This window comes from Xiashengella succiniciproducens, assembly GCF_023674465.1.
GTDB lineage: Bacteria > Bacteroidota > Bacteroidia > Bacteroidales > Marinilabiliaceae > Geofilum > Geofilum succiniciproducens.
Genome location: NZ_CP098400.1, coordinates 553991 through 575827 on the forward strand (window position 1 = coordinate 553991; position 21837 = coordinate 575827).

The 21837-nt window shown below is 42.1% G+C and carries 16 protein-coding genes and 3 pseudogenes; 9 read left to right on the forward strand and 10 right to left on the reverse strand.

Features of this window, described 5'->3' with window-relative positions:
- Positions 1-300 (reverse strand): Dabb family protein, encoded by a 300-nt coding sequence (locus M9189_RS02310; RefSeq protein WP_250724321.1) that lies wholly within the window; start codon positions 298-300, stop codon positions 1-3.
- Positions 301-324: 24 nt separating this feature from the next.
- The gene (locus M9189_RS02315) at positions 325-1494 is read right to left on the reverse strand and encodes a T9SS type B sorting domain-containing protein (protein WP_250724322.1); all 1170 of its coding nucleotides are present in this window, start codon (positions 1492-1494) and stop codon (positions 325-327) included.
- 163 nt (positions 1495-1657) lie between these two features.
- On the opposite strand from M9189_RS02315, the gene M9189_RS02320 reads away from it, so the two are divergent.
- The 3 genes from M9189_RS02320 to murA all read left to right on the forward strand — a co-directional run bounded on the left by M9189_RS02320 (position 1658) and on the right by murA (position 6013).
- Complete coding sequence (locus tag M9189_RS02320) at positions 1658-3964, forward strand: ATP-dependent helicase (protein WP_250724323.1); 2307 nt, start codon at positions 1658-1660, stop codon at positions 3962-3964.
- 99 nt (positions 3965-4063) lie between these two features.
- Positions 4064-4681, forward strand: a complete 618-nt coding sequence (locus tag M9189_RS02325) for a DUF4290 domain-containing protein (RefSeq protein WP_250724324.1) — start codon at positions 4064-4066, stop codon at positions 4679-4681.
- A gap of 27 nt (positions 4682-4708) precedes the next feature.
- A complete protein-coding gene (murA, locus tag M9189_RS02330) occupies positions 4709-6013 on the forward strand; it encodes a UDP-N-acetylglucosamine 1-carboxyvinyltransferase (RefSeq protein WP_250724325.1) in 1305 nt (434 codons plus the stop codon).
- 187 nt (positions 6014-6200) lie between these two features.
- Here the strand turns inward: murA and M9189_RS02335 are convergent, their stop codons facing one another.
- A complete protein-coding gene (locus tag M9189_RS02335; protein ID WP_250723552.1) occupies positions 6201-7364 on the reverse strand; it encodes an IS4 family transposase in 1164 nt (387 codons plus the stop codon).
- Positions 7365-7619: 255 nt separating this feature from the next.
- Between M9189_RS02335 and M9189_RS02340 the strand changes: the two genes are divergently transcribed.
- The gene (locus M9189_RS02340) at positions 7620-8180 is read left to right on the forward strand and encodes a TlpA family protein disulfide reductase (protein ID WP_250724326.1); all 561 of its coding nucleotides are present in this window, start codon (positions 7620-7622) and stop codon (positions 8178-8180) included.
- Between the two features lie 208 nt (positions 8181-8388).
- Here the strand turns inward: M9189_RS02340 and M9189_RS02345 are convergent.
- Positions 8389-9909: pseudogene (locus tag M9189_RS02345) on the reverse strand (IS1182 family transposase); the annotation flags it as partial.
- Positions 9910-10170: 261 nt separating this feature from the next.
- On the opposite strand from M9189_RS02345, the gene M9189_RS02350 reads away from it, so the two are divergent.
- The 3 genes from M9189_RS02350 to M9189_RS02360 are packed head-to-tail and all read left to right on the forward strand — an operon-like array spanning position 10171 to position 12912.
- Entirely contained in the window at positions 10171-10776 is a 606-nt protein-coding gene (locus M9189_RS02350) for a nucleotide exchange factor GrpE (RefSeq protein ID WP_250724328.1), read from the forward strand.
- Between the two features lie 16 nt (positions 10777-10792).
- Positions 10793-11935, forward strand: coding sequence for a molecular chaperone DnaJ (gene dnaJ / locus M9189_RS02355; RefSeq protein ID WP_250724329.1), 1143 nt, complete (start codon positions 10793-10795; stop codon positions 11933-11935).
- A 50-nt stretch (positions 11936-11985) separates the two neighbouring features.
- Positions 11986-12912 (forward strand): hydrogen peroxide-inducible genes activator, encoded by a 927-nt coding sequence (locus tag M9189_RS02360; RefSeq protein ID WP_250724330.1) that lies wholly within the window; start codon positions 11986-11988, stop codon positions 12910-12912.
- Between the two features lie 23 nt (positions 12913-12935).
- Here the strand turns inward: M9189_RS02360 and M9189_RS02365 are convergent, their stop codons facing one another.
- On the reverse strand, positions 12936-14303 hold the full coding sequence (locus M9189_RS02365; RefSeq protein ID WP_250724332.1) for a DNA recombination protein RmuC: 1368 nt from the start codon (positions 14301-14303) through the stop codon (positions 12936-12938).
- 171 nt (positions 14304-14474) lie between these two features.
- Between M9189_RS02365 and M9189_RS02370 the strand changes: the two genes are divergently transcribed.
- Positions 14475-15155 carry a YiaD family glycine zipper/OmpA-like lipoprotein gene (locus M9189_RS02370; RefSeq protein ID WP_250724334.1) on the forward strand — a complete coding sequence of 227 codons (681 nt, stop codon included), beginning with the start codon at positions 14475-14477 and terminating at the stop codon, positions 15153-15155.
- A 129-nt stretch (positions 15156-15284) separates the two neighbouring features.
- Positions 15285-15893, forward strand: a pseudogene (locus tag M9189_RS02375) (outer membrane beta-barrel protein); the annotation flags it as partial.
- A 65-nt stretch (positions 15894-15958) separates the two neighbouring features.
- On the opposite strand, the gene M9189_RS02380 reads toward M9189_RS02375, so the two are convergent.
- From M9189_RS02380 to hisIE, 5 genes and pseudogenes are all read right to left on the reverse strand, one after another.
- Positions 15959-16351: an SRPBCC domain-containing protein gene (locus M9189_RS02380; protein WP_250724337.1), complete on the reverse strand. Its 393-nt coding sequence runs from the start codon at positions 16349-16351 to the stop codon at positions 15959-15961.
- Positions 16352-16602: 251 nt separating this feature from the next.
- A pseudogene (locus M9189_RS02385) lies at positions 16603-18123 on the reverse strand (IS1182 family transposase); the annotation flags it as partial.
- Between the two features lie 132 nt (positions 18124-18255).
- The gene (locus M9189_RS02390; RefSeq protein WP_250724339.1) at positions 18256-19227 is read right to left on the reverse strand and encodes a glycoside hydrolase family 43 protein; all 972 of its coding nucleotides are present in this window, start codon (positions 19225-19227) and stop codon (positions 18256-18258) included.
- Positions 19228-19306: 79 nt separating this feature from the next.
- A complete protein-coding gene (locus M9189_RS02395; protein ID WP_250724340.1) occupies positions 19307-20779 on the reverse strand; it encodes an MFS transporter in 1473 nt (490 codons plus the stop codon).
- A gap of 374 nt (positions 20780-21153) precedes the next feature.
- Complete coding sequence (gene hisIE, locus M9189_RS02400; RefSeq protein ID WP_250724342.1) at positions 21154-21756, reverse strand: bifunctional phosphoribosyl-AMP cyclohydrolase/phosphoribosyl-ATP diphosphatase HisIE; 603 nt, start codon at positions 21754-21756, stop codon at positions 21154-21156.
- Positions 21757-21837: the final 81 nt, after the last annotated feature.

The following is a 21837-nucleotide window of genomic DNA, read 5'->3' on the forward strand; positions in this document are numbered from 1 at the left end:
TTAGAATTCGTAGTCAACGCAAGCTCTTGTTTCAAGTATCTCACGTATCATTGCCGATACCTTCTGGTGTTCGGGATGTACTACATATGCTTTCAGACTGTCCCAGTCAGTGAACTCGCTGATCAGAGCCAGATCGTAAGTCTCCGATGGATTTGAGTTGATACCGACTTCAATATAGCCCAGTTCCTTAATCTTTGTTCTCAACCCCTCAAGCGCTTCTTTTATTGTAGCCATTTTCTTCGCCTTCTGATCGGCTGGAAGTTCACTCTTAAATTTAAAAAGTACAACGTGCTTTACCATTTGTAGTAATTTATCGGTTATTTCTTATTTCTCTCTTATTAGGTGTACAGGACCCTGAAGTTTAATCTTCTCACCAGGATTATAGCCTTCGGCCTCAACAAAGTAGTAATATACCCCCGGAGGTGCATCTCCATTGCCAATGCTGCCATCCCATCCCTCAGCAGGATTGTCGGATTCGTATACTGTGCGTCCCCAGCGACTTACTATCTGCATTTTGAATTTACGTACTGACCTGTAATATACCCTAAACTGGTCATTCACCCCGTCTCCGTTTGGAGTAAAGGCATTGGGAGCCTCAAGTGCCAGATCCATAATCAAAATTTCCAGTTCGGCTTCATCCATACAACCAGTCTCAAAGTTCTCGACAAAGAGCCTTACTGTATCCCTGCCTGCCGTTGTAAATACATGAAAGGGATCCTTCTCTCTCGAGGAGATACTACCCAGTCTCCATTCCCGGTTTGTCACCACTCCCTTGCTATTGTCAGTAAAGCGAATCTCCAACGGCGCAGATCCACTGACTATTCCCATGTGCCCTTCATTGGGAACCTCCGGCTTTATCACTTCGTGCCCTATCATGGCCCTTACTGCAAAGGCAGTATGGGCTACCGGTTCACTACTCGCACTTTTCCCCAATGCCGGCAAAGCTACGGTAAGAGTATATTCATCATCACTGAAAGGTGCTTCTATTGAAACAAACTCATCCTTGCTTTCTCCCTCAATTCCCTGTGAGGAACTGATGCTGTATGTCAGGGGATATACGACAATATGAGAATTGCCGTCCAGGTCATAATATACAAGATTGCGAGTCTGGGCAGTTCCTACAAAGGTAAGATACTGACATGTACTTTCCTCTATTGAAACTGATGCACCAAGTATCTGGGGAACAAAGATCCAGCAGCGGTAGCTGCTGATGATCTGGTCGGAGTTGATATCCCTGATGTTAAGCAGAATACCTCCTTCTATCAAGGGTGTATAGGTGCTTATTGTTCCATAGGCCAGAGGGATATCCCAACTGTCGCTGTTATTATTGAAGCCTAGCCATTCATATATATAGCTACCCTGTAGTGAAGTCCTGACTGTAAGTCCGGCAACCTGATTTACCAGATAAATACTGTCGGCCGGTACTGCAGTATTCTCAGCTTTCATATAAGGGGTGCTACTTTCCAGCAATAGCTGACCGGATGTCACGGTCATAAAGGATAGGAAAAATAGAAGAAGAGTCGAGGTTTTCGGGAGTAAGTTCATAGTCCTGATGTTAGTACGGCTTTGATGCGCTAATTTACACAATTGCTAACGAAATTATGGGTGATTAATTGTATTTTTGCCCATATACGAATTGGTAAATCAAGAACTGTCCGTGCCTGAATTTCTTCAACAACTAAATGATGCACAAAGGGAAGCAGTACTGTCGACAGATGGTCCAAACCTTGTTATTGCTGGTGCCGGCTCCGGAAAAACCCGTGTGCTGACATATCGCATTGCCTACCTGTTGTCAGGTAATGCAGCGCCATGGAACATATTGGCGCTGACCTTTACAAACAAGGCAGCAGCTGAAATGAAGGAACGTATCGCATCACTTGTTGGAAGGGAAAGGGCTTCGCGTCTGTGGATGGGCACTTTCCACTCAATATTCCTTAGAATACTAAGGGCTGAGCATGAGAGGACGGGATATCCAAGCAATTTCACAATCTACGATACTGGCGATTCGAAGAGTCTGATCAAGAGTATCCTCAATGAGATGGGGATAAAGGAGAAAGAATACAGGCCGGGTTTGGTACTTTCAAAGATCTCATCTGCCAAAAACAATCTGATACTTCCTAATGCCTATGCCCGTGACCAGAAGAGGTTGATGAGTGATGCAGCTTCTAAGGTTCCCAGAGTACATGAGATTTATGCACGCTATATGAAGGAGTGCTACAAGGCCGGCGCAATGGATTTTGACGATCTGTTGCTCAATACGAATATTCTGTTTCGTGACCATCCGGATGTACTTGCCAAGTATTGCAACTTGTTTAAATACATTCTTGTAGATGAGTATCAGGACACCAATATGTCACAGTATCTGATAATCAGAAAGCTCGCTGAACCTGACAGGAATATTACCGTAGTGGGTGATGATGCTCAAAGTATCTATGGTTTCAGAGGAGCCAAGATAGAGAATATTCTGAATTTCCGTAATGATTATCCAGACTATAAGCTATTTAAACTGGAACAAAACTACCGTTCTACTCAGACCATTGTAAACGCTGCAAACAGTATTATCTCAAATAATAAGGGCCAGATCCGCAAACAGGTCTTTTCGGTCAACGAGGAGGGTGAGAAAATTCGTATACTGCAGGCTTATTCGGATGTTGAGGAAGGTTATCTGATAGCCAATGATATAGTGGCCAGAAAGGGCGGCGATGAAGCTTCTTTTAATGACTATGCAATTCTGTACCGTACCAATGCCCAGTCACGTATTTTTGAGGAGTCATTTCGTAAAGCCGGTATCCCTTACCGCATATATGGAGGACTTTCTTTCTATCAGCGTAAGGAAATCAAAGACTTGCTGGCTTATCTGCGAATGGCTATTAATCCAAGGGATGGTGAAGCACTTAAGAGGATAATCAACTATCCTGCAAGGGGCATAGGTAAGACTACTCTTGACAGACTGGAAGCAACAGCTGTACATAATGATATTACTATATGGGAGGTGTTAAACCATCCAGGCATTTCGGCTCTGGGCTTTAACAGCGGTACTTTGCGCAAGTTGGGTGCATTTACCGGTATTATCAAGGGCTTTGTTGCCAAGTCGGGCGAACTGGATGCATATAACATGACAACTGAAATACTGGCTACAAGTGGTTTATTAAAGGAATTGCAGTCAGATACTTCAACAGAAGGACGGGCAAGGTTTGAGAACGTTGATGAAATGCTAAACGCGGTGCGGGAGTTTTGTGATGCCCGCAAGGAGGCGGGCGAACCTGCTTCACTGACTGATTATCTGGCTGAGGTTTCCCTGATGACTGACCAGGATAATGAGAATGAGGCTGAGAGTGAGAAGGTTACTTTGATGACTATTCACTCAGCCAAGGGCCTTGAGTTTCCGTATGTGTACATCGTAGGAATCGAGGAGGGTACCTTTCCTTCACCAATGTCGGGCTCCAATATGCAGGAACTTGAGGAAGAAAGACGCTTGTTTTATGTGGCAGTCACTCGAGCTGAGAAACGAGTTACCTTGTCCTATGCACGTAGCAGATTTAAGAATGGTGAGTTCAACTTCGTTAATCCCAGTCGTTTTCTTAGGGAGATCGATCAGAGTTATCTAAGCATAGAAGAAAAGTCAGCGTTTGGTGGATCCGGAATGAGGGAGCAAAGTCAGGCACGCAAGCCCTTGTTTAATTTCTCTGATAGGCCAACGGAACCTTCAAGGCCAAAATTCAGTAGTAGCTTCAGCAACACTGTTTCGGGTTCTTCATCTGAGGGAGGAAGGTTTACCGACAGCAAGTTTTCCGAATTTGACAGGATAAGTGTGGGATGCAAGGTAGAGCATGAGCGTTTTGGTTTGGGAGAAGTGATTGCACTAGAAGGACAGGCTCCGGACACCAAGGCTCATGTAAGGTTTGAAAATGCGGGAACTAAACAATTATTACTGAAGTTTGCCAAACTAAAAATATTGGGTTAGCTTTGTCTTCTATCTGAACCTTTGCCTGTTGTCGTTAGTTGACATCTTCCCGCAAGTATTATTTCCGGAGTTATAAAAGAGTATTTTTAAAATTTTTCGATGGATTACAATTCACAAAGAAAACAGCTTGTCCTTCCCGAGTATGGACGTCATATTCACAAGATGGTTGAGTATGCAACCACCATTGAAGACAGGGATGAAAGGCTGAAGTGTGCTTATTCAATAATATCAGTGATGGGTAATCTTTTCCCTCACCTTCGTGATGTAAGTGATTTTAAGCACAAGCTATGGGATCACCTTGCATTGATGTCTGATTTCAAGCTTGATATCGACTATCCTTATGATGTAACAAAGATCAACCAATTTAGTACAACTCCTGACAAGGTTCCCTACAGTGACTACGTGATGACTTACAGGCATTACGGAAGATTGGTAGAGCAGATGATAAAGAAGGCCTCCGGTATGGAAGAAGGCGAACTGAAGGATCATTTGGTGACCTTGATTGTTGGTCAGATGAAGAAGTCTCTGATTAACTGGAACAAGGACAATGCTACTGATGAGAGGGTAATGGAAGATATTAAAAGGCTTTCTGGTGGAGCCCTGACTGCTGAGTCAAGGCATTTCAGAGGGTCGGGCGAACCCCGTGAAAACCAGAATGTACGCAACAATATTAATCGGAAGAAGCAACATTTTCAAAGAAACAAGGGCAGGGAATAGATTTAATTTGTACCAGCCGGCATATTTATGAGTAGTTTTGAAATCACAGGCCCCTGCAGGATGTCGGGTGAGATTACACCACAGGGAGCAAAGAATGAGGCCTTGCAGGTAATTTGTGCCACATTGCTAACCTCAGAGGAGGTAATAATAGACAATGTGCCTGACATTCTGGATGTCAATAATCTGATAGCACTGCTGAGAAAGATGGGAGTTGAGGTTAGATACCTTGGACCCAACAGATACAGTTTCAGGGCTGCAGATGTTGATATTCACTATATGCAGACTGATGATTTCAGATCAAGAGCTTCGTCTCTCAGAGGTTCCATTATGATAATGGGCCCCTTGTTGGCCAGATATGGTATGGCATATTTCCCAAAACCTGGTGGTGACAAGATAGGCCGTCGCAGACTTGATACTCACTTTTTTGGATTCACCGAACTGGGAGCACGCTTCGAGTTCAATTCCGACGAGATATTCTATACCGTTCATGCCGAAGAGCTTAAAGGCACTTATATGCTTCTTGATGAGGCCTCAGTGACCGGAACTGCTAATATTATCATGGCAGCAGTTTTGACTCCAGGCGTTACCACTATCTATAATGCTGCCTGTGAACCATATATTCAGCAACTATGTAAGATGCTGAGTGCCATGGGCGCAAGGATCAATGGCATAGGTTCCAATTTGCTGACAATTACCGGAGTTGACAAACTAAAGGGCTGTTCACACAGGATTCTGCCTGACATGATTGAGATTGGCTCATTCATTGGAATGGCTGCTATTACAAAGAGTGAGATTACTGTTAAGGATGCAGCACCTTCAGAACTTGGTATTATACCAATGGCTTTCAGTCGCATGGGTATTAATTTTGAGATCAGAGGTGATGATATTTATATCCCGTCTCAGGAAGAATATGAGATTGATACATTTATAGATGGTTCCATTATGACCATAGCAGATGCTCCATGGCCTGGTCTGACTCCTGACCTGCTGAGTGTCTTCCTGGTTGTTGCTACACAGGCCAAGGGAAGTGTACTTATTCACCAAAAAATGTTCGAGAGCCGTTTGTTTTTTGTGGATAAACTCATCGATATGGGAGCCAGTATTATCCTGTGCGACCCCCACAGGGCTACTGTAATTGGACATAACCACAAAACTTCTCTCAGGGGTTGTGTAATGACTTCTCCGGATATCAGGGCTGGTGTAGCCTTGCTAATAGCCGCCCTGTCTGCAAAAGGTAAGAGTGTTATCCATAATATCGAACAGATAGACAGAGGGTATCAGAATATCGATACAAGGCTTAATCAACTTGGAGCATCTATTCGTCGCATTTAATTCTTTGTAGACCACAGGTTTTTGACCGTTAGTCATTTTTGTGCCTTTTTAACAAAAAGTCAATCGGCTGACAATCAATCAAATAGCCTTGTTTCTTTTTAATATAATAAACAAAATTAACAATTCCAAACAAAAACATTTGGTTAATAGATGTTGTCACTAGTGTCCCATTAAAATTGGGACGGTATTAAAAATTAAACAAATTTGGCTCACTAAGCCTAAAACGTTCTTTGTCATTTTGAAATTTAGTTCTCTCAAATAGGTCTCGAAGATGAGTTTTATCTGTTAAAGAAATACTCAGTATCTGCAAAACCTCATATGTACTTCTGTCAAGTTGCATGTCTTTTTGGACGATTGCCACCAAGCAATAAGTGCACATCGCGGCGTAGATTTGAATTCGAACAGCATTTTCAGTAGTTCCCCAGAATTTCTTGACTTTTAGATGTTGCTTTAGCCACTTGAAGAAAAGCTCGACTTGCCAGCGGTTCTTGTAAAGGTCAGCAACTTGAAGTGCAGAAATGTGCATCGCATTGGTTAAGAATACAAGCTCACGCTTTTGTTCTTCATCCCAATATCTGACCAATCTAAGATGTTCTGGATAGTATTGTTTAGGATAAAAACCTGTCAATTCAATTGTTACGTCTGAAAGTACGTTCTTGGGCAATCTTCGTTTCCATTTTATCATCTTGCATTGTAGATTCTTTTTGGCTCTTAAAACATAGAAAGCTCCTATCTGATGAATCTTAAACAACATTTTGAAGTGATTATATGCACGGTCAAATATGTAATATGAGCCTGATTCATAAGGGATTTCTTTCATTGCAGTAGAGTCGTGAACAGAAGCTTCCGTGATATGGAAAAATGCTGGTATCTGTGTCTCCACATCATATAATGTATGCACTTTGATTCCGCCTTTTTTCTTACGAAACTTCGCCCACCAGAATACGGAAAGGCACAAGTCAATCGTCGTTGAATCAAAAGCATAGACATTGCCTTCAATTTTGAAGATGTCAGCAACTCGTTTCTGTCTGGCTTCGTTTACCAGATAGTAAGCATACTCTTCAAAGATGTGATAGTCTCTGTCTTGATTGGCTCTGGCCAGAGATGATTTTGATATATTCTTGCCCAAGCCCAGATGATAAGATTTGGAGTGATGAGCATCAAGTGCGACAATCAAATCTCTAAGACTTTCACGATTTGACAATTGCCCGAACATCAAAGAAAGCAATTGATTCCAACAAGTGAAATGCTTCACGTATTTGTCTCCATTGTATTTGGCAACAATACGATTGAATTTGCTTCGATTTAGAAACGAGACCAGTTGAGCGAAAACGTATTTGTCTTGATACATATGCATTCAGATTTATCTGATGCAAAACTAAAAATTCAAGTCCGTTCGCTCTAAAAACCTCTGTAATTAACTAAATTTCAAATATTTCAAAGAACTTTTTTAGATTTTAATGGGACAGTAATGAGATGTTGTTAGGCATAATTTTGGCGCGACATTTTTTGGTCAACGTTTCAGTTGGGTTCATCTAAAAAACGAGAATCGTATAGATAATTGACTGAGATTCGCACCAGAATAGTATTAACCAAAAATGCAGAGATGAATTTTAGAGCAGTAGCGTTAATGGTTTTTGGAGGGCTTTTGTTACTTACTTTCTTTAGTGGATCATACCAACCGACAGTTGGTGTGGAGATAGGCGACAGAGCACCAAAGATTGAGTCTTATCTGCTTGACGGTACCAGTTTCGATTCCCGCAATCTTGAAGGCAAGATGGTATTAATCGATTTCTGGGCTTCGTACGATGCCTCATCCAGAGTTGAAAGTTATGGAAAGAAGATGCTTCTGGAGCGTTATGGCAACGGCAGATTTGTTAACAGCGACAGTTTTGTTATTGTTAGTATTTCACTTGACAGGTTTAAAACTCCTTTGTATCAGGTGATAGAGCGAGATGAGTTGTATGATTTCTACCACTTGTGTGATTTTATGGGTGGAGAATCTGAACTGGCAGCTATGTTTGAAGTAGGCGGAGAGATGATGGATTATTTGATAGACGGGAATGGCCGTATTGTTGCCAAGAGTAAGGACCTGGCCGGTATCTCGGCTGCACTTGAAAAGCTTGAGGCTTTTGATGGTTCCAGATATGCCAGAAATCAAAGGTAGGAGATAGAACCAACAAATTAATAAGCAAAGAGGTTGTCCAATTAAGGGCAACCTCTTTTTCAATTTAAGCAAGTTGATAAGAATAGATTTCGATTTTTAGATGAACATGTTTACGAAAATTCCATATTCCTTTTTGGATTTTTGCATATAGGGGTTCAAACAAGAAGAAAATTGCATTTTGGAGTACTGTTTTTGAAACACACGCACCTTTGCCTATGATTTTTCTTAAGTTATGAGCAATAGCTATCAGGCCAAACTCGATTTCAACTTTCTTAAGGCCTTTCAGTGTAAATCTGGTGAACTTGTTGTTGTGTTTTATTTGTCCAAACACTGCTTCCGGTTCTATTGGGCGTCTACTTCTGTGATATAGGCCCTGTTCACTTAATAGCTGTTCCCTGGCCTTCTTTTTTAGGATCCTTAACCTGTGATTGATCTCTATTATTCGATTACCGGTAGCTTGAAAACAAAGTCCGCGCAACGGGCATCCAGTACAGTTTTGCGCTTGATAACGTGTCACCTTTGATACATACCCATTCTCAGAAGTCACTTTTCTTTCACCTTTATTGGTCATATGCTGTCCCATCGGGCATACATAATAATCTTCATGTTCGTTGTAATATAGGTTTTGGCTTAGAAATGCATTCTTTTTAAATGCTCTTTTCTGTTCTTTGTGGAAGTAGTTGTACTTGACAAAGTACTCTATATTATTTGCTTCCAGGTATTCATAATTCTCCTCGCTTCCGTAGCCGGCGTCTGCAACGACCGTAGAGCTATGACTTCCATATTGGTTTTTAAATCCCTCCAGATGACACTTTAATGTTCTTGTATCACCTGGGGTTTGATGGATACTGTAATGGGTAATAATCTGGTTCTCTGTACTAATCTGAGGATTATAAGCTGGTTTCAACTGCCCATTCTTCATATGATCTTCTTTCATTCGCATGAAAGTAGCATCCTCGTCTGTCTTGCTAAAACTGTTGCGATCCCCCAGAGTGTCAAGTTGCTTCTCTTATTTCTCCAACCGTGGCAGATGTTCCTCCTGTAATTGCTTTAGTTGCTTAGATGTGGACTTATTTGTATCCTTAAGCCTGGTGTTAAGCTCAGCTATTTTGCTTTTTAATAAATCTGAGTCTATTGATTGGGGCAAATCTTCTTTGTTGAGAGTTTTTGAGTCCTCTTTAATTTGACTATCAATATCTTTAAGAATACTCCTTATCCTTTCTTCCAGTTTTGCTTTGTTTTTCTCAACTGTACCTCGCCATACAAAGGTGTATCTGTTTGAGGTAGCTTCTATTTTTGTTCCATCAACATACTGTACCTGAAGACTCACAAACCCCATACCATGCAGTAATCTAACTACTTCTGCAAAGATGGTCTTAATTTCTCCCTGCAAACGGGTACTCCTAAAATAATTGATTGTTCTAAAGTCTGGAACACAGCCCTTTGATAACCAGATAAAATGAATATTCTCTTGCAAAGCCTTTTCAATCTTTCTGCACGAAAATATGTTGTTTAGATAACTGTAGAACAGTATTTTAACCATCATTCTTGGATGAAAACTGCTAGCACCACCACCTTTGTATTTATTTAGTATAGAAGAGATATCCAGTTGATCTACAACCTTATCAACCAGACGAACTGGATGGTCTGCTGGTATGCGATCCAAGAGGTTTTCAGGGAATAACTGAGCTTGATTGTTTGGAAGCTCTTTGAAAACAACTTTTTTCATTATGGATTGATTTATAGCATTAATATACTATATATCAATTATATAATCAACTTTTTCGAGAAAAAAATCAAACAAAAAAAGAGACTGCCTAATCTTTTTAGACAGCCTCTTTGCCATTTTTACATGATTATGGAACCGAGAAGGCCCATACTCAGCCAAAATGACAGCGTTGTATGATTTGGCAAAGAAATTGACTACTTTTGCAATGTTGCAAAGCCAGCAAGGTGATTTTTATGTAATTGAAAATAATGAAATTAAGATATGAGCAAGAAGAATTCCAAGGGTAAGGCAAAAACAGAGGACATGGAGCTTGAGACTAAGGACGACTGCAAATGTGAGGAGAATAAGCAGGAGGGTGCCGAGTCATGTGAGGGTAAGTGTGAATGCAGCCATGATGAGGAGAGAGCCGGACTAGCTGAGAAGCTTTCTGAGGTTGAAAAGCAACTGGCTGACCTGCAGGATAAGCATATCAGGTTGATGGCGGAATATGACAACTATCGCAAGCGTACCCTTAAGGAAAAGATGGAGCTTACAAAGATCGCAGGTGAAAAGATTTTTGTAGGAATACTTCCTGTTATAGATGATTTTGAGAGAGCATTAAAGCACCTTTCAAATTCGGACAGCGTAGATGCGTTGAAGGAAGGTGTCGAACTGATATACAACAAGTTTATAGCATTTCTGGGACAAAATGGTGTCAAGGTCATTGAGACTGAGAGCCAGCCTTTTGATGCAGAAATCCATGAAGCAATCACTAAGGTGCCTGCGCCAAGTGAAGATATGAAAGGGAAGGTGATAGATTGTGTGGAAAAGGGATATATGCTGGATGAGAAAGTAATCCGCTTCCCCAAAGTGGTGGTAGGTGAGTAAATAACAGAAGCCAAAGATGTCAAAGAGAGATTACTACGAAATACTTGGTGTAGGCAAGAATGCTACTGCTGAGGAGATAAAAAAAGCATATCGCAAGAAGGCTATTCAGTATCACCCTGATAAGAATCCAGGTAATAAGGAAGCCGAGGAGATGTTTAAAGAGGCTGCCGAGGCTTACGAGGTGTTGAGTGATCCTGATAAGCGCAGCCGCTATGACCGTTATGGTCATTCTGGAGTAGGAGGTTCTGCCGGAGGAGGATTTGGTGGTGGCATGAGCATGGATGATATCTTCTCTCACTTTGGTGATATCTTTGGAGGTTTTGGCGGCTTTAGTGGTTTTGGTGGTAGTGGTCGTAGCTCGCGCAGGGTCAACAAAGGGTCAAACCTGCGTGTCAAGGTGAGTCTGACACTTGCTGAGATTGCTAAAGGTGTAGAAAAGAAGATAAAAGTAAAGAAATACGTCAGCTGTACTCATTGTAACGGTACAGGTGCTGCCGGAGGTACTGCATACAGCACCTGTTCCACCTGCCGTGGAACAGGCCAGGTAACTCGTATTACAAATACTATCCTGGGTCAGATGCACCAGACCACCTCCTGTCCTACCTGTCACGGTGAGGGAACTGTAATTACTCAGTCCTGTACGCACTGTAATGGTGAAGGGCTGCTTCGTCAGGAGGAAATCGTTACTATTCAGATACCTGCCGGTGTTGAGAACGGTATGCAACTGTCTGTTTCCGGTAAGGGTAATGCGGCTCGCAGAGGAGGTATTAATGGTGACCTTATCATCTTGATCCAGGAAGAACCGCATCCAGAGTTGACAAGAGATGGAAGTGATCTTATCTATAATCTGTTGCTATCGGTACCTGATGCTATTCTTGGTTCAACTGTTGAAATTCCTACGGTTGAGGGAAAGGTAAAAGTGAAGATAGATAGTGGAACCCAACCGGGTAAAATACTCAGACTGAAAGGTAAAGGACTGCCTGAAATCAACAGTTACGGACAGGGAGACCTGCTTGTCAAGATCAATGTATTTATTCCAAAAGACCTAACCAAGGAAGAGGTCAAGCTTGTTGAGAAACTCCGGGAATCTGAATCTTTTAGCACTAAACAGGCCTCTGGCCAGAGTTTCTTCAGCAGGATGAAGAATATGTTTGAATAAAGAGCCTAAGCAGGGCTTGTCTGAAGACTTGTGAATTTAAACTCCTAAATATGAATATTCAGCAGCTCGAGTACGTAATCGCATTAGACGAGTACAGACATTTCGTTACGGCAGCAAATCATTGCAACGTAACTCAGCCGACTCTTACAATGCAGTTGCGTAAGCTTGAAGAGGAACTGGATATTCAATTGTTTGACCGCTCCAAGAAACCGCTGAAACCTACTCCAGAAGGAGAGATTTTTATTAAGAAATCACGCAGGATATTGAAGGATATCAAAGATTTATATGGTATCCTTGACGGGGAGAAAAACAGTGTGGAAGGGGTATTCAGACTGGCAATCGTACCTACCCTTGCTCCCTATCTGCTTCCTTTGTTCCTCCCTAAGTTTGCAGCTGAGTATCCCGATACTCAGCTGAATATCGAGGAACTTGAATCTGAGCTGATAATCAAGGCCCTTAATGAGGGCCGCCTTGATATGGCAATTATGGCCACACCTACTGGGGAGAAGGATTTGGATGAGACACTACTTTTCAGTGAGGCTTTTTTATTCTATGGTCCCTTATCCCATCCTTTGTTACTGAAGGATACTATCACAGCGTCTGATCTTGATGCAGGGCAGCTTCTGCTGTTGAGTGAGGGGCACTGCTTCCGTAATCAGGCTCTTAAGCTTTGTGGAAATCAGACTGATGGTAGTCCCTTCAATTTCAAATATGAGAGTGGCTCAATTGAAGCTCTGAAAGGCCTGGTTCAAAGGAATATTGGTTATACGCTGGTACCCGAACTCTCAGTAGGGGAACCGGATACACAGTATGTCAAACGTTTTGCCGATCCTCAACCTAGCAGGGAGGTGAGCCTCGTTTATCACAATAGTTTTAACCGTCCCGTGCTGGTAGAATCAGTCAAACATGCAATACGGGAAAGTCTGCCTGCTCATATAAGTAAGCCCAAGGAGTTTGTAAGGATAAAGTGGCGCTGAGCCTAACATAGTTAAGCAACTGCCTACTCATTGGGGCTATCCGTTTCATCAAAGTCATCTTCGAAAATATCTCCTGCATTTCCTTCAGATAATGCGTTTTGTCCTGCTGCTGGGAGTTTTTCTATCTTCTTTAGTTTAGACATCATCATCCTGGTGCGGGTCCCGACAAGTGAATCCAGTTCCCTGTCTGCTTCATTCAGTTTTTTACGGGCCTTTTCAAGGACGTCACCAAACTTGGCAAACTCACCCTTGACAGCCGCAAGAACATTCCAAACCTCGCTACTTCGCTTTTGTATAGCAAGGGTCTTAAAGCCCATCTGCAAGGAGTTGAGCATAGCTGCCAGGGTCGTTGGACCTGTTACTATAACCTTATAATCTCTTTGCAGGGTCACAAGAAGATCTTCCTGCCTAACAACCTCTGCATACAGACCTTCAACAGGCAGGAACATAATTCCAAAATCGGTAGTATGTGGCGGATCCAGGTATTTGTCCCTTATATCTTTTGCACTTTTCTTGATTGCTGCCACCAGATTCTTTGTTTCTGCATCTATCATGGACTTATCACCACTTTCAAAAGCATTCTGCAGGCGTAGGTAGTCAGCTTGTGGGAATTTGGCATCGATAGGCAGATATACAGGGGTTCCACTGTCATCCCTGCCGGGTAGTTTGATAGCAAACTCAACAACTTCAGAAGCACCTTTCCTGGTGATTACATTTGCTTCATACTGTTCGCTGCTCATTATCTGCTCAAGGATGTTGCCAAGCTGAATCTCACCGAGCAGGCCGCGGGTTTTGACATTTGAGAGAACATTCTTGAGATCACCTACGCCATTTGCAAGTACCTGCATTTCACCGAGACCTTTCTGAACTGCCTCGAGTCTTTCGCTAACTAGTTTGAAGGATTGCCCCAGTCGTTCTTCAAGTGTTTTGTGGAGTTTCTCATCAACAGTCTCCCTCATTTTCTCAAGTTTCTGTTCGGTTGCCTTGACAAGTTCGTCTTGCCGACGCGCCATATCATCGAATTTCTGCTTTTGCAGTTCGTTGAAGTCTCTTACATTATTTGTAAATGTTTCCTGAAACTGGTGCAGGCTTTTTGCAAGTTCTTCGCGGTTTTCGCGTGCTGCCTTCTGGGAACTGTCATTGATCTGTCCCAGTTTTTCGCCTAGACTCAGCGACATTCTTTCAAGTCCTTCAGCAAGTTCCCTGCGACTTTCACGCAGAGACTCACTGAGTTCCGTTCTGTTGGTCTTCAACTCATCCCGCAGCAGGAGTGAGATTTCATGAACAAAGGCATTATCTTTCTGTTTCCTTCCTTTGGAAAGCAGTATGAAATTGATCACAAGGTTGAGCACAGCAATCAGAACGAGTATAATAAGCAGGGTATTTTCCATGATTACAGTATTTGTCTACTCTTGTAAAGTTAGTGATCTTGTCCGATAAAACTAAACAAACCCATGAATTGGACATGGATGTTGTGGGATAAAAAATTGCTTTACGGAAAGTAATGTAGTAATTTTCGTTACAGACCTGATTTTTTAATAATCATAATTAAATATTTTACTATGAAGTTATTACGTCGATTTGCATTGTTTGCAATGCTTGGAGCCGTTGTTCTTAGCGGTTGTAAGTCAATGACAGGAGCCCAGAAGGGTGCAATCATAGGCACAGTTGGTGGTGCTGCAGCCGGGGCTATAATCGGTCGTACAGCAGGCAATACTGCTGTCGGTACTGCAGTTGGTGCCACCGTTGGTGGTGTTACCGGTGCCATTATTGGTAACAAGATGGACAAACAAGCTGAGGAAATGAAAGCAAAGGTACCTGAAGCTACAGTGGAACGTGTGGGTGAAGGTATTATCGTTGAACTTCCCAACAGCATTCTGTTTGGTTTTGACAGCTCAACCCTCTCAGCAGAAGCTAAGGCCAATCTGGATAAGATGATCACAGTGTTTAGTACTTATCCCGACACTGATATTGAGATTCAGGGTCATACTGACAATACTGGTGCTGCTGCCTACAACCAGACCTTGTCTGAGAAAAGGGCGAAGGCTGTCTACGATTATCTGATTGCCAAGGGGGTAGCTCCTGCAAGACTTAAAGTTGTCGGTTACGGTCTGACCTCTCCTAAGTATCCAAATGATACTGAGGCCAATCGTGCATTAAACCGCAGGGTTGAATTCGTAATTACAGCAAATGAAAAGATGCTTCAGGAAGCAGAAGCTGAAGCAGCCAGACAAGGTAAGTAATTGACCTTGTAGTTCTATAACCCTTTTATTAATTAAACTATTATCACTATGAAAAGAAAAGCTCTTTTGACATTAGCCGCCATTCTGGCGTTTGGTATTACTGCTGGTGCCTAGGGTCTTGGGGTCAATGCCGGAGTGAACTTCTTCAATCAAACCATCAAGGCTGACGGAGAAAAGTTTGATGATGCCAAGATAAAGACTGGTTTCCAAATTGGAGTTGACTATGAAATCGGTATTGCGCCTGACTTCTATTTTGCGCCTGGAATGCTATACTCTTCCAAGGGTACTCAGGATGAAAGAGCAGAGGCGGGTGCAATAAAGTACAGGGTCAATTATCTTGAACTTCCCTTTAATGTGGTCTTTAAACCGGATCTTGGTAGTAGAAGCAAATTGATTTTAAGCGCCGGACCCTATGTTGCATATGCGATGAACGGCAAGGTAAAGGACGGATGGAAGAATACCCTTGATATACCGGGATTTGAGAATGTGATTCCCGATGTGGATTATATCGAGGTATTCACATCAAAGAGAGATATGAAGTTTGGTTCTCACAACGAAGATGATCTGAGGCGTGTTGACCGAGGTCTTAATTTCGGATTAGGAGTCATGAATCCCAGGGGCTTCTTTGTAAAGGGAACTGCTCAGATTGGATTTAGGGATATAGGTCCTAAGAGAGATGATCACGATTTCACTGTTAGAAATAAAGGAATAAGCCTCTCTTTAGGTTATAGATTCTAATGGCAAAACCAACCTGTCCAAAAACTAAGGAGGCTAACACTCGGGTGTCAGCCTCCTTTATATTGTTAATCATCTATCTCAAGAAATTCCTTTATCGCTCCCAGGTAGTATTTTACCCATCCCTCGCAGATCTCGTCATACGCTTCTTCAGGTATGTTTGTATGAAAGAGGTCCACCTGAACTGTGCCTCCTTTAGGGAAGAACTTAATTGTAACAACAGACTGTTCCTCCTGCTCACCAAAATACCATTCCTGGACTATCCTTTGTCCCGGTTCTATCTCAAGTATCTTGCCTGCAATATCTCCTTCCCACATTGAGAACTCCTCGCCGGCAACCTCTGGCATAACTGCTGGATAACCCGACCAGAGCTCGATAGTAAAGGGATTTGTAAAGGCTGCATAGACATCTTCTGCATCAGCCTTGATCTTTATGCGTGTTTTAAAATCTTTGACCGCCATAGTATGATTTGTAAAACTCAAAGGTAAGCATTCGTCGCTCAGGTGAAAAGTCTTTGATGAGGAAAATAATAAGAGGTTGTCCAATTAAGGGCAACCTCTTTTTCAATTTAAGCAAGTTGATAAGAATAGATTTCGATTTTTAGATGAACATGTTTACGAAAATTCCATATTCCTTTTTGGATTTTTGCATATAGGGGTTCAAACAAGAAGAAAATTGCATTTTGGAGTACTGTTTTTGAAACACACGCACCTTTGCCTATGATTTTTCTTAAGTTATGAGCAATAGCTATCAGGCCAAACTCGATTTCAACTTTCTTAAGGCCTTTCAGTGTAAATCTGGTGAACTTGTTGTTGTGTTTTATTTGTCCAAACACTGCTTCCGGTTCTATTGGGCGTCTACTTCTGTGATATAGGCCCTGTTCACTTAATAGCTGTTCCCTGGCCTTCTTTTTTAGGATCCTTAACCTGTGATTGATCTCTATTATTCGATTACCGGTAGCTTGAAAACAAAGTCCGCGCAACGGGCATCCAGTACAGTTTTGCGCTTGATAACGTGTCACCTTTGATACATACCCATTCTCAGAAGTCACTTTTCTTTCACCTTTATTGGTCATATGCTGTCCCATCGGGCATACATAATAATCTTCATGTTCGTTGTAATATAGGTTTTGGCTTAGAAATGCATTCTTTTTAAATGCTCTTTTCTGTTCTTTGTGGAAGTAGTTGTACTTGACAAAGTACTCTATATTATTTGCTTCCAGGTATTCATAATTCTCCTCGCTTCCGTAGCCGGCGTCTGCAACGACCGTAGAGCTATGACTTCCATATTGGTTTTTAAATCCCTCCAGATGACACTTTAATGTTCTTGTATCACCTGGGGTTTGATGGATACTGTAATGGGTAATAATCTGGTTCTCTGTACTAATCTGAGGATTATAAGCTGGTTTCAGCTGCCCATTCTTCATATGATCTTCTTTCATTCGCATGAAAGTAGCATCCTCGTCAGTCTTGCTAAAACTGTTGCGATCACCCAGAGTGTCAAGTTGCTTCTCGTATTTCTCCAACCGTGGCAGATGTTCCTCCTGTAATTGCTTTAGTTGCTTAGATGTGGACTTATTTGTATCCTTAAGCCTGGTGTTAAGCTCAGCTATTTTGCTTTTTAATAAATCTGAGTCTATTGATTGGGGCAAATCTTCTTTGTTGAGAGTTTTTGAGTCCTCTTTAATTTGACTATCAATATCTTTAAGAATACTCCTTATCCTTTCTTCCAGTTTTGCTTTGTTTTTCTCAACTGTGCCTCGCCATACAAAGGTGTACCTGTTTGAGGTAGCTTCTATTTTTGTTCCATCAACATACTGTACCTGAAGACTCACAAACCCCATACCATGCAGTAATCTAACTACTTCTGCAAAGATGGTCTTAATTTCTCCCTGCAAACGGGTACTCCTAAAATAATTGATTGTTCTAAAGTCTGGAACACAGCCCTTTGATAACCAGATAAAATGAATATTCTCTTGTAAAGCCTTTTCAATCTTTCTGCACGAAAATATGTTGTTTAAATAACTGTAGAACAGTATTTTAACCATCATTCTTGGATGAAAACTGCTAGCACCACCACCTTTGTATTTATTTAGTATAGAAGAGATATCCAGTTGATCTACAACCTTATCAACCAGACGAACTGGATGGTCTGCTGGTATGCGATCCAAGAGGTTTTCAGGGAATAACTGAGCTTGATTGTTTGGAAGCTCTTTGAAAACAACTTTTTTCATTATGGATTGATTTATAGCATTAATATACTATATATCAATTATATAACCAACTTTTTCGAGAAAAAAATCAAACAAAAAAAGAGACTGCCTAATCTTTTTAGACAGCCTCTTTGCCTTTGAGCCATGAGTTAACTACTTCTTATCGTAGTTTACTGTTATTGTTTCAATTGAACCATCAGGCAGGTGCTTCAGGTCAGCGTATCTTACACTTCTGAGTGGTGTTACACCTGAAACTTCAACATCGTGGAAGAACAGGTACCAGTTGCCCTTGAACTGAACCACAGAGTGGTGAGTAGTCCACCCGGATACCGGATTGAGCAATACACCCCTGTATGTGAATGGTCCGTATGGGTTATCACCTGTTGCATAGCACAGTTTGTGAGTGTCACCTGTTGAATAAGTGAAGTAATATACACCATTGTGCTTGTGCATCCATGATGCTTCGAAGAATCGACGGTGGTTGTCACCTTGAAGCAGGGGCTTGCCATTTTCGTCGAGGATAACTACATCCTTTCCTTCTTCTGCGAATTCGAGCATGTCGTCACGCAGTCTGGCTATCTTGGCGCAGAGAGCAGGTTCATTATCCTTAGGCAGCGCAATTACTTCCTGAGCCAGGTTGTTGCGATACCTTTGAAGTTGACCACCCCAGATACCACCCCAGTACATATAGTAAGTACCGTCATCATCCTTGAAGACACAGGGGTCGATAGAGTAGCTGCCCATCATCGGTGCAGGCTGCGGAATAAACGGACCTTCGGGACGGTCAGCTATTGCTACTCCAATCCTGAAAATATCGGTCTTATCCTTTGCAGGGAAGTACATATAATACTTACCATCCTTGAATGCTACGTCGTTGTCCCACAACTGACGTCTGGCCCATTTAACATCCTTAATATCAAGGATTACACCATGGTCAACCGCCTTCCCGTCTATTTCGGAAAGTGATAACACATGATAATCCATCATATCGAAGTGTGAACCAAGGTCATCTTCGGGCACACCGGTGTCTACGTCATGAGATACGTAGACATAGATCTTCCCTTCAAACACATGTGCTGCGGCATCAGCAGTATACACATCTCTCGTCAAATGATCTCTAACCATGATAGTCGCGTTTTACAGTTAATAATATGCTGAAGCGCTGCTTGCATAGCGATGCCGTAGCATCGCTATGCGAACAGCCTTATTGGTTGTTAGCTCTTCTGGCACTTAGTTCTTTTTCCAGCATTACTTCAGTCTTCTTATCTATTTCATAGAAGAACAGAGCAATGATAGAAACCAGGAAGGTAAGTCCCGGATAGATACTCATACACATCAGAACTCCCTGAATTGCTTTGTCGCTTTGAACTGCAAGTTCGGGATTATAGTTGTACAGTGACAGGATACCTGCTACCAGGGAACCACCAATTGCAAGACCTGCCTTCAAACCGAAGAGCATAGCTGAGAATACGATAGCTGTTGCCCTACGATTGTTCTTCCATTCTGAGTAGTCGGCCACATCAGCAACCATTGCCCAAAGCAGAGGAATTGTAAGACCATAGAAGAATCCGTGAACGATTTGCAGAATAAATACTGCGGCTACATTTTCCTTACCAACGAAGAAGAAACTAGCCTGCGCAGCTGCTGCAAGAGTGATTGCAAACAGGAAGAGGGCTCTCTTTCCGTATTTGTCAGCAAGAGGCTTAGAAATTGCAATGGCGATAATCATCATAATGATACCGGAAGCGTTGAAAAGGCTGAATGCTGATGAAGCAGCATCTTCTGGCCATTCGAATCCGCTCATACCCATGCCGATAAGCATATTATTAAGACCATTGATAAAGTCGTTAAAGCCTATATTGGTCAGGAAGGCAGCCAATGCTACATTATCAACATAGTTTTCAAAATAGTAGATATAGATACCTCCTTTTAGCGCAAGAGTAATGAAGATAAATACAGTAGCGATTAGTATCATTATCCATGGCTTGTTCTTGGTAAGGTCAAGAAGGTCTTGCTTAACGCTGGTCTTCTGTTCCTTGGGAGGAAGAATACGCTCCTTGGTTGTTAGGAAGGTGATGATAAAGAAGATGGTTCCAACAATTGCAAATGCCAGCATCACCTTTTCAAAACCGGCAGCCTTATCACCATCACCAAGTATAAGTACAAGTGGTAACAGTACAGACTGAACGATAAACTGAGCAAGTGTAACTGCTACGAAGCGGTATGAAGAAATACTGTTACGTTCCTTCATGTCACCTGTCAATACTCCACTAAGTGAAGAATAAGGAAGGTTGTTGGCTGCGTAAATCAAAACCAAAAGAATGTAGGTGCAAAGCGCATAGATTATCTTTCCTGTTGGTCCGAAACCGGGTGTGCTGAAAGCAAGGATTGAGAATACACCAAATGGTATAGAAGTCCACAGGATCCATGGCCTGAACTTACCCCAACGGGTGTTGGTTCTGTCGGCTATAATACCCATAATCGGGGTAGAAAATGCTCCAACCATACCGCCGGCAAAAATAATGGCTGAAGCTGCGTTTGCCGGAATCTTATACACGTCTGTGTAAAAGTAGGCAAGGAAAGTCATCAGGGTCTGAAAGATCAGGTTGGCTGAAAAGTCGCCTAAGCTGTAACCCACTTTCTCCAAAACGGAGATCTTTTGTGTCTTGTTACTCATGCTTTGAGAATTTAATGTTACTTATTCCAATTAAGTCATTGATGTTTTTACTATCTCTTAAAACTTGGTTAAAAAATGCACTCTTCTGTCAAACAGCATTTAAGATGCAGGATAGTACAGGAAAGTACAGCTAACCATCTGTTTTACACTATAAACGGGTTATAGCGCTTATAGCAAAGATACTAAAACATCTTTCAATATCTTAATGATGCCCTGTTTTTGAATAAAAAATTGTTAAAGCACAGACAGGTTTGAATTTAAACTATGGTTGTCCGGTATGTTAGACTCCATTTTGCATAAAAAAACCTGATTCAGCATTGGTGAAAATGTCAATGCTGATCAGGTCAATGGAAAACAGGGAAAGGGCTGCTTGTTCAGCCCTTGTGTCTTCTTTTCAATTCACGGGCAAGGTCTTCTATCCTGTAACCCTTGTGTGTAAGTAGTACGATAAGGTGATAGAGCAAGTCGGCTCCCTCGTAGATAAAGTTTTCATCATCATTTGCCATTGCTCCAATAATGGTTTCAACGGCTTCTTCACCAACTTTCTGGGCAATCTTGCGGGTCCCTTCCAAAAACAGTGAGGTGGTATAGGACTTTTCGGGCATCTCGGCCTTGCGTTTGTCGATAAAGTCCTGCAATTCCTTTAGAAAGCTTATGTCGTCGGGGCTGTTGGCCTCATTCCAGCAGGTATCTGCACCTGTATGGCAGGTCGGACCCTGAGGTTTGGCCTTTATCAGAAGTGTATCCTTATCGCAGTCGACTGCCGCCGATACTACCTCAAGGAAGTTGCCCGACTCTTCGCCTTTGGTCCACAGTTTTTTGCGCGAACGGCTGTAGAAGGTAACCCTTCCTTCTTTCAGTGTCTTATCAAAGGCTTCTGCATTCATGTAGCCCAGCATTAGCACCTTGTTTGTGTTGCTGTCCTGAATAATAGCAGGAACCAGTCCGTCTGCGGTTTTTGAAAAATCTATTTCCATCTCTTATCTGTTTTCAATCCGGAGTCTGTCTCATACCCGGACCTGTTTGATTTTAGTTGTGCTTGCTAGCGTTGTTGTCTC

Coding starts and splice junctions, on each gene's coding strand:
- M9189_RS02395 (WP_250724340.1), bottom strand. CDS start 20,779: ATGAGTAACAAGACACAAAAGATCTCCGTTTTGGAGAAAGTGGGTTAC.
- M9189_RS02335 (WP_250723552.1), bottom strand. CDS start 7,364: ATGTATCAAGACAAATACGTTTTCGCTCAACTGGTCTCGTTTCTAAAT.
- M9189_RS02350 (WP_250724328.1), top strand. CDS start 10,171: ATGAGCAAGAAGAATTCCAAGGGTAAGGCAAAAACAGAGGACATGGAG.
- M9189_RS02310 (WP_250724321.1), bottom strand. CDS start 300: ATGGTAAAGCACGTTGTACTTTTTAAATTTAAGAGTGAACTTCCAGCC.
- hisIE (WP_250724342.1), bottom strand. CDS start 21,756: ATGGAAATAGATTTTTCAAAAACCGCAGACGGACTGGTTCCTGCTATT.
- M9189_RS02370 (WP_250724334.1), top strand. CDS start 14,475: ATGAAGTTATTACGTCGATTTGCATTGTTTGCAATGCTTGGAGCCGTT.
- dnaJ (WP_250724329.1), top strand. CDS start 10,793: ATGTCAAAGAGAGATTACTACGAAATACTTGGTGTAGGCAAGAATGCT.
- M9189_RS02390 (WP_250724339.1), bottom strand. CDS start 19,227: ATGGTTAGAGATCATTTGACGAGAGATGTGTATACTGCTGATGCCGCA.
- murA (WP_250724325.1), top strand. CDS start 4,709: ATGAGTAGTTTTGAAATCACAGGCCCCTGCAGGATGTCGGGTGAGATT.
- M9189_RS02340 (WP_250724326.1), top strand. CDS start 7,620: ATGAATTTTAGAGCAGTAGCGTTAATGGTTTTTGGAGGGCTTTTGTTA.
- M9189_RS02325 (WP_250724324.1), top strand. CDS start 4,064: ATGGATTACAATTCACAAAGAAAACAGCTTGTCCTTCCCGAGTATGGA.
- M9189_RS02315 (WP_250724322.1), bottom strand. CDS start 1,494: ATGACCGTGACATCCGGTCAGCTATTGCTGGAAAGTAGCACCCCTTAT.
- M9189_RS02380 (WP_250724337.1), bottom strand. CDS start 16,351: ATGGCGGTCAAAGATTTTAAAACACGCATAAAGATCAAGGCTGATGCA.
- M9189_RS02365 (WP_250724332.1), bottom strand. CDS start 14,303: ATGGAAAATACCCTGCTTATTATACTCGTTCTGATTGCTGTGCTCAAC.
- M9189_RS02360 (WP_250724330.1), top strand. CDS start 11,986: ATGAATATTCAGCAGCTCGAGTACGTAATCGCATTAGACGAGTACAGA.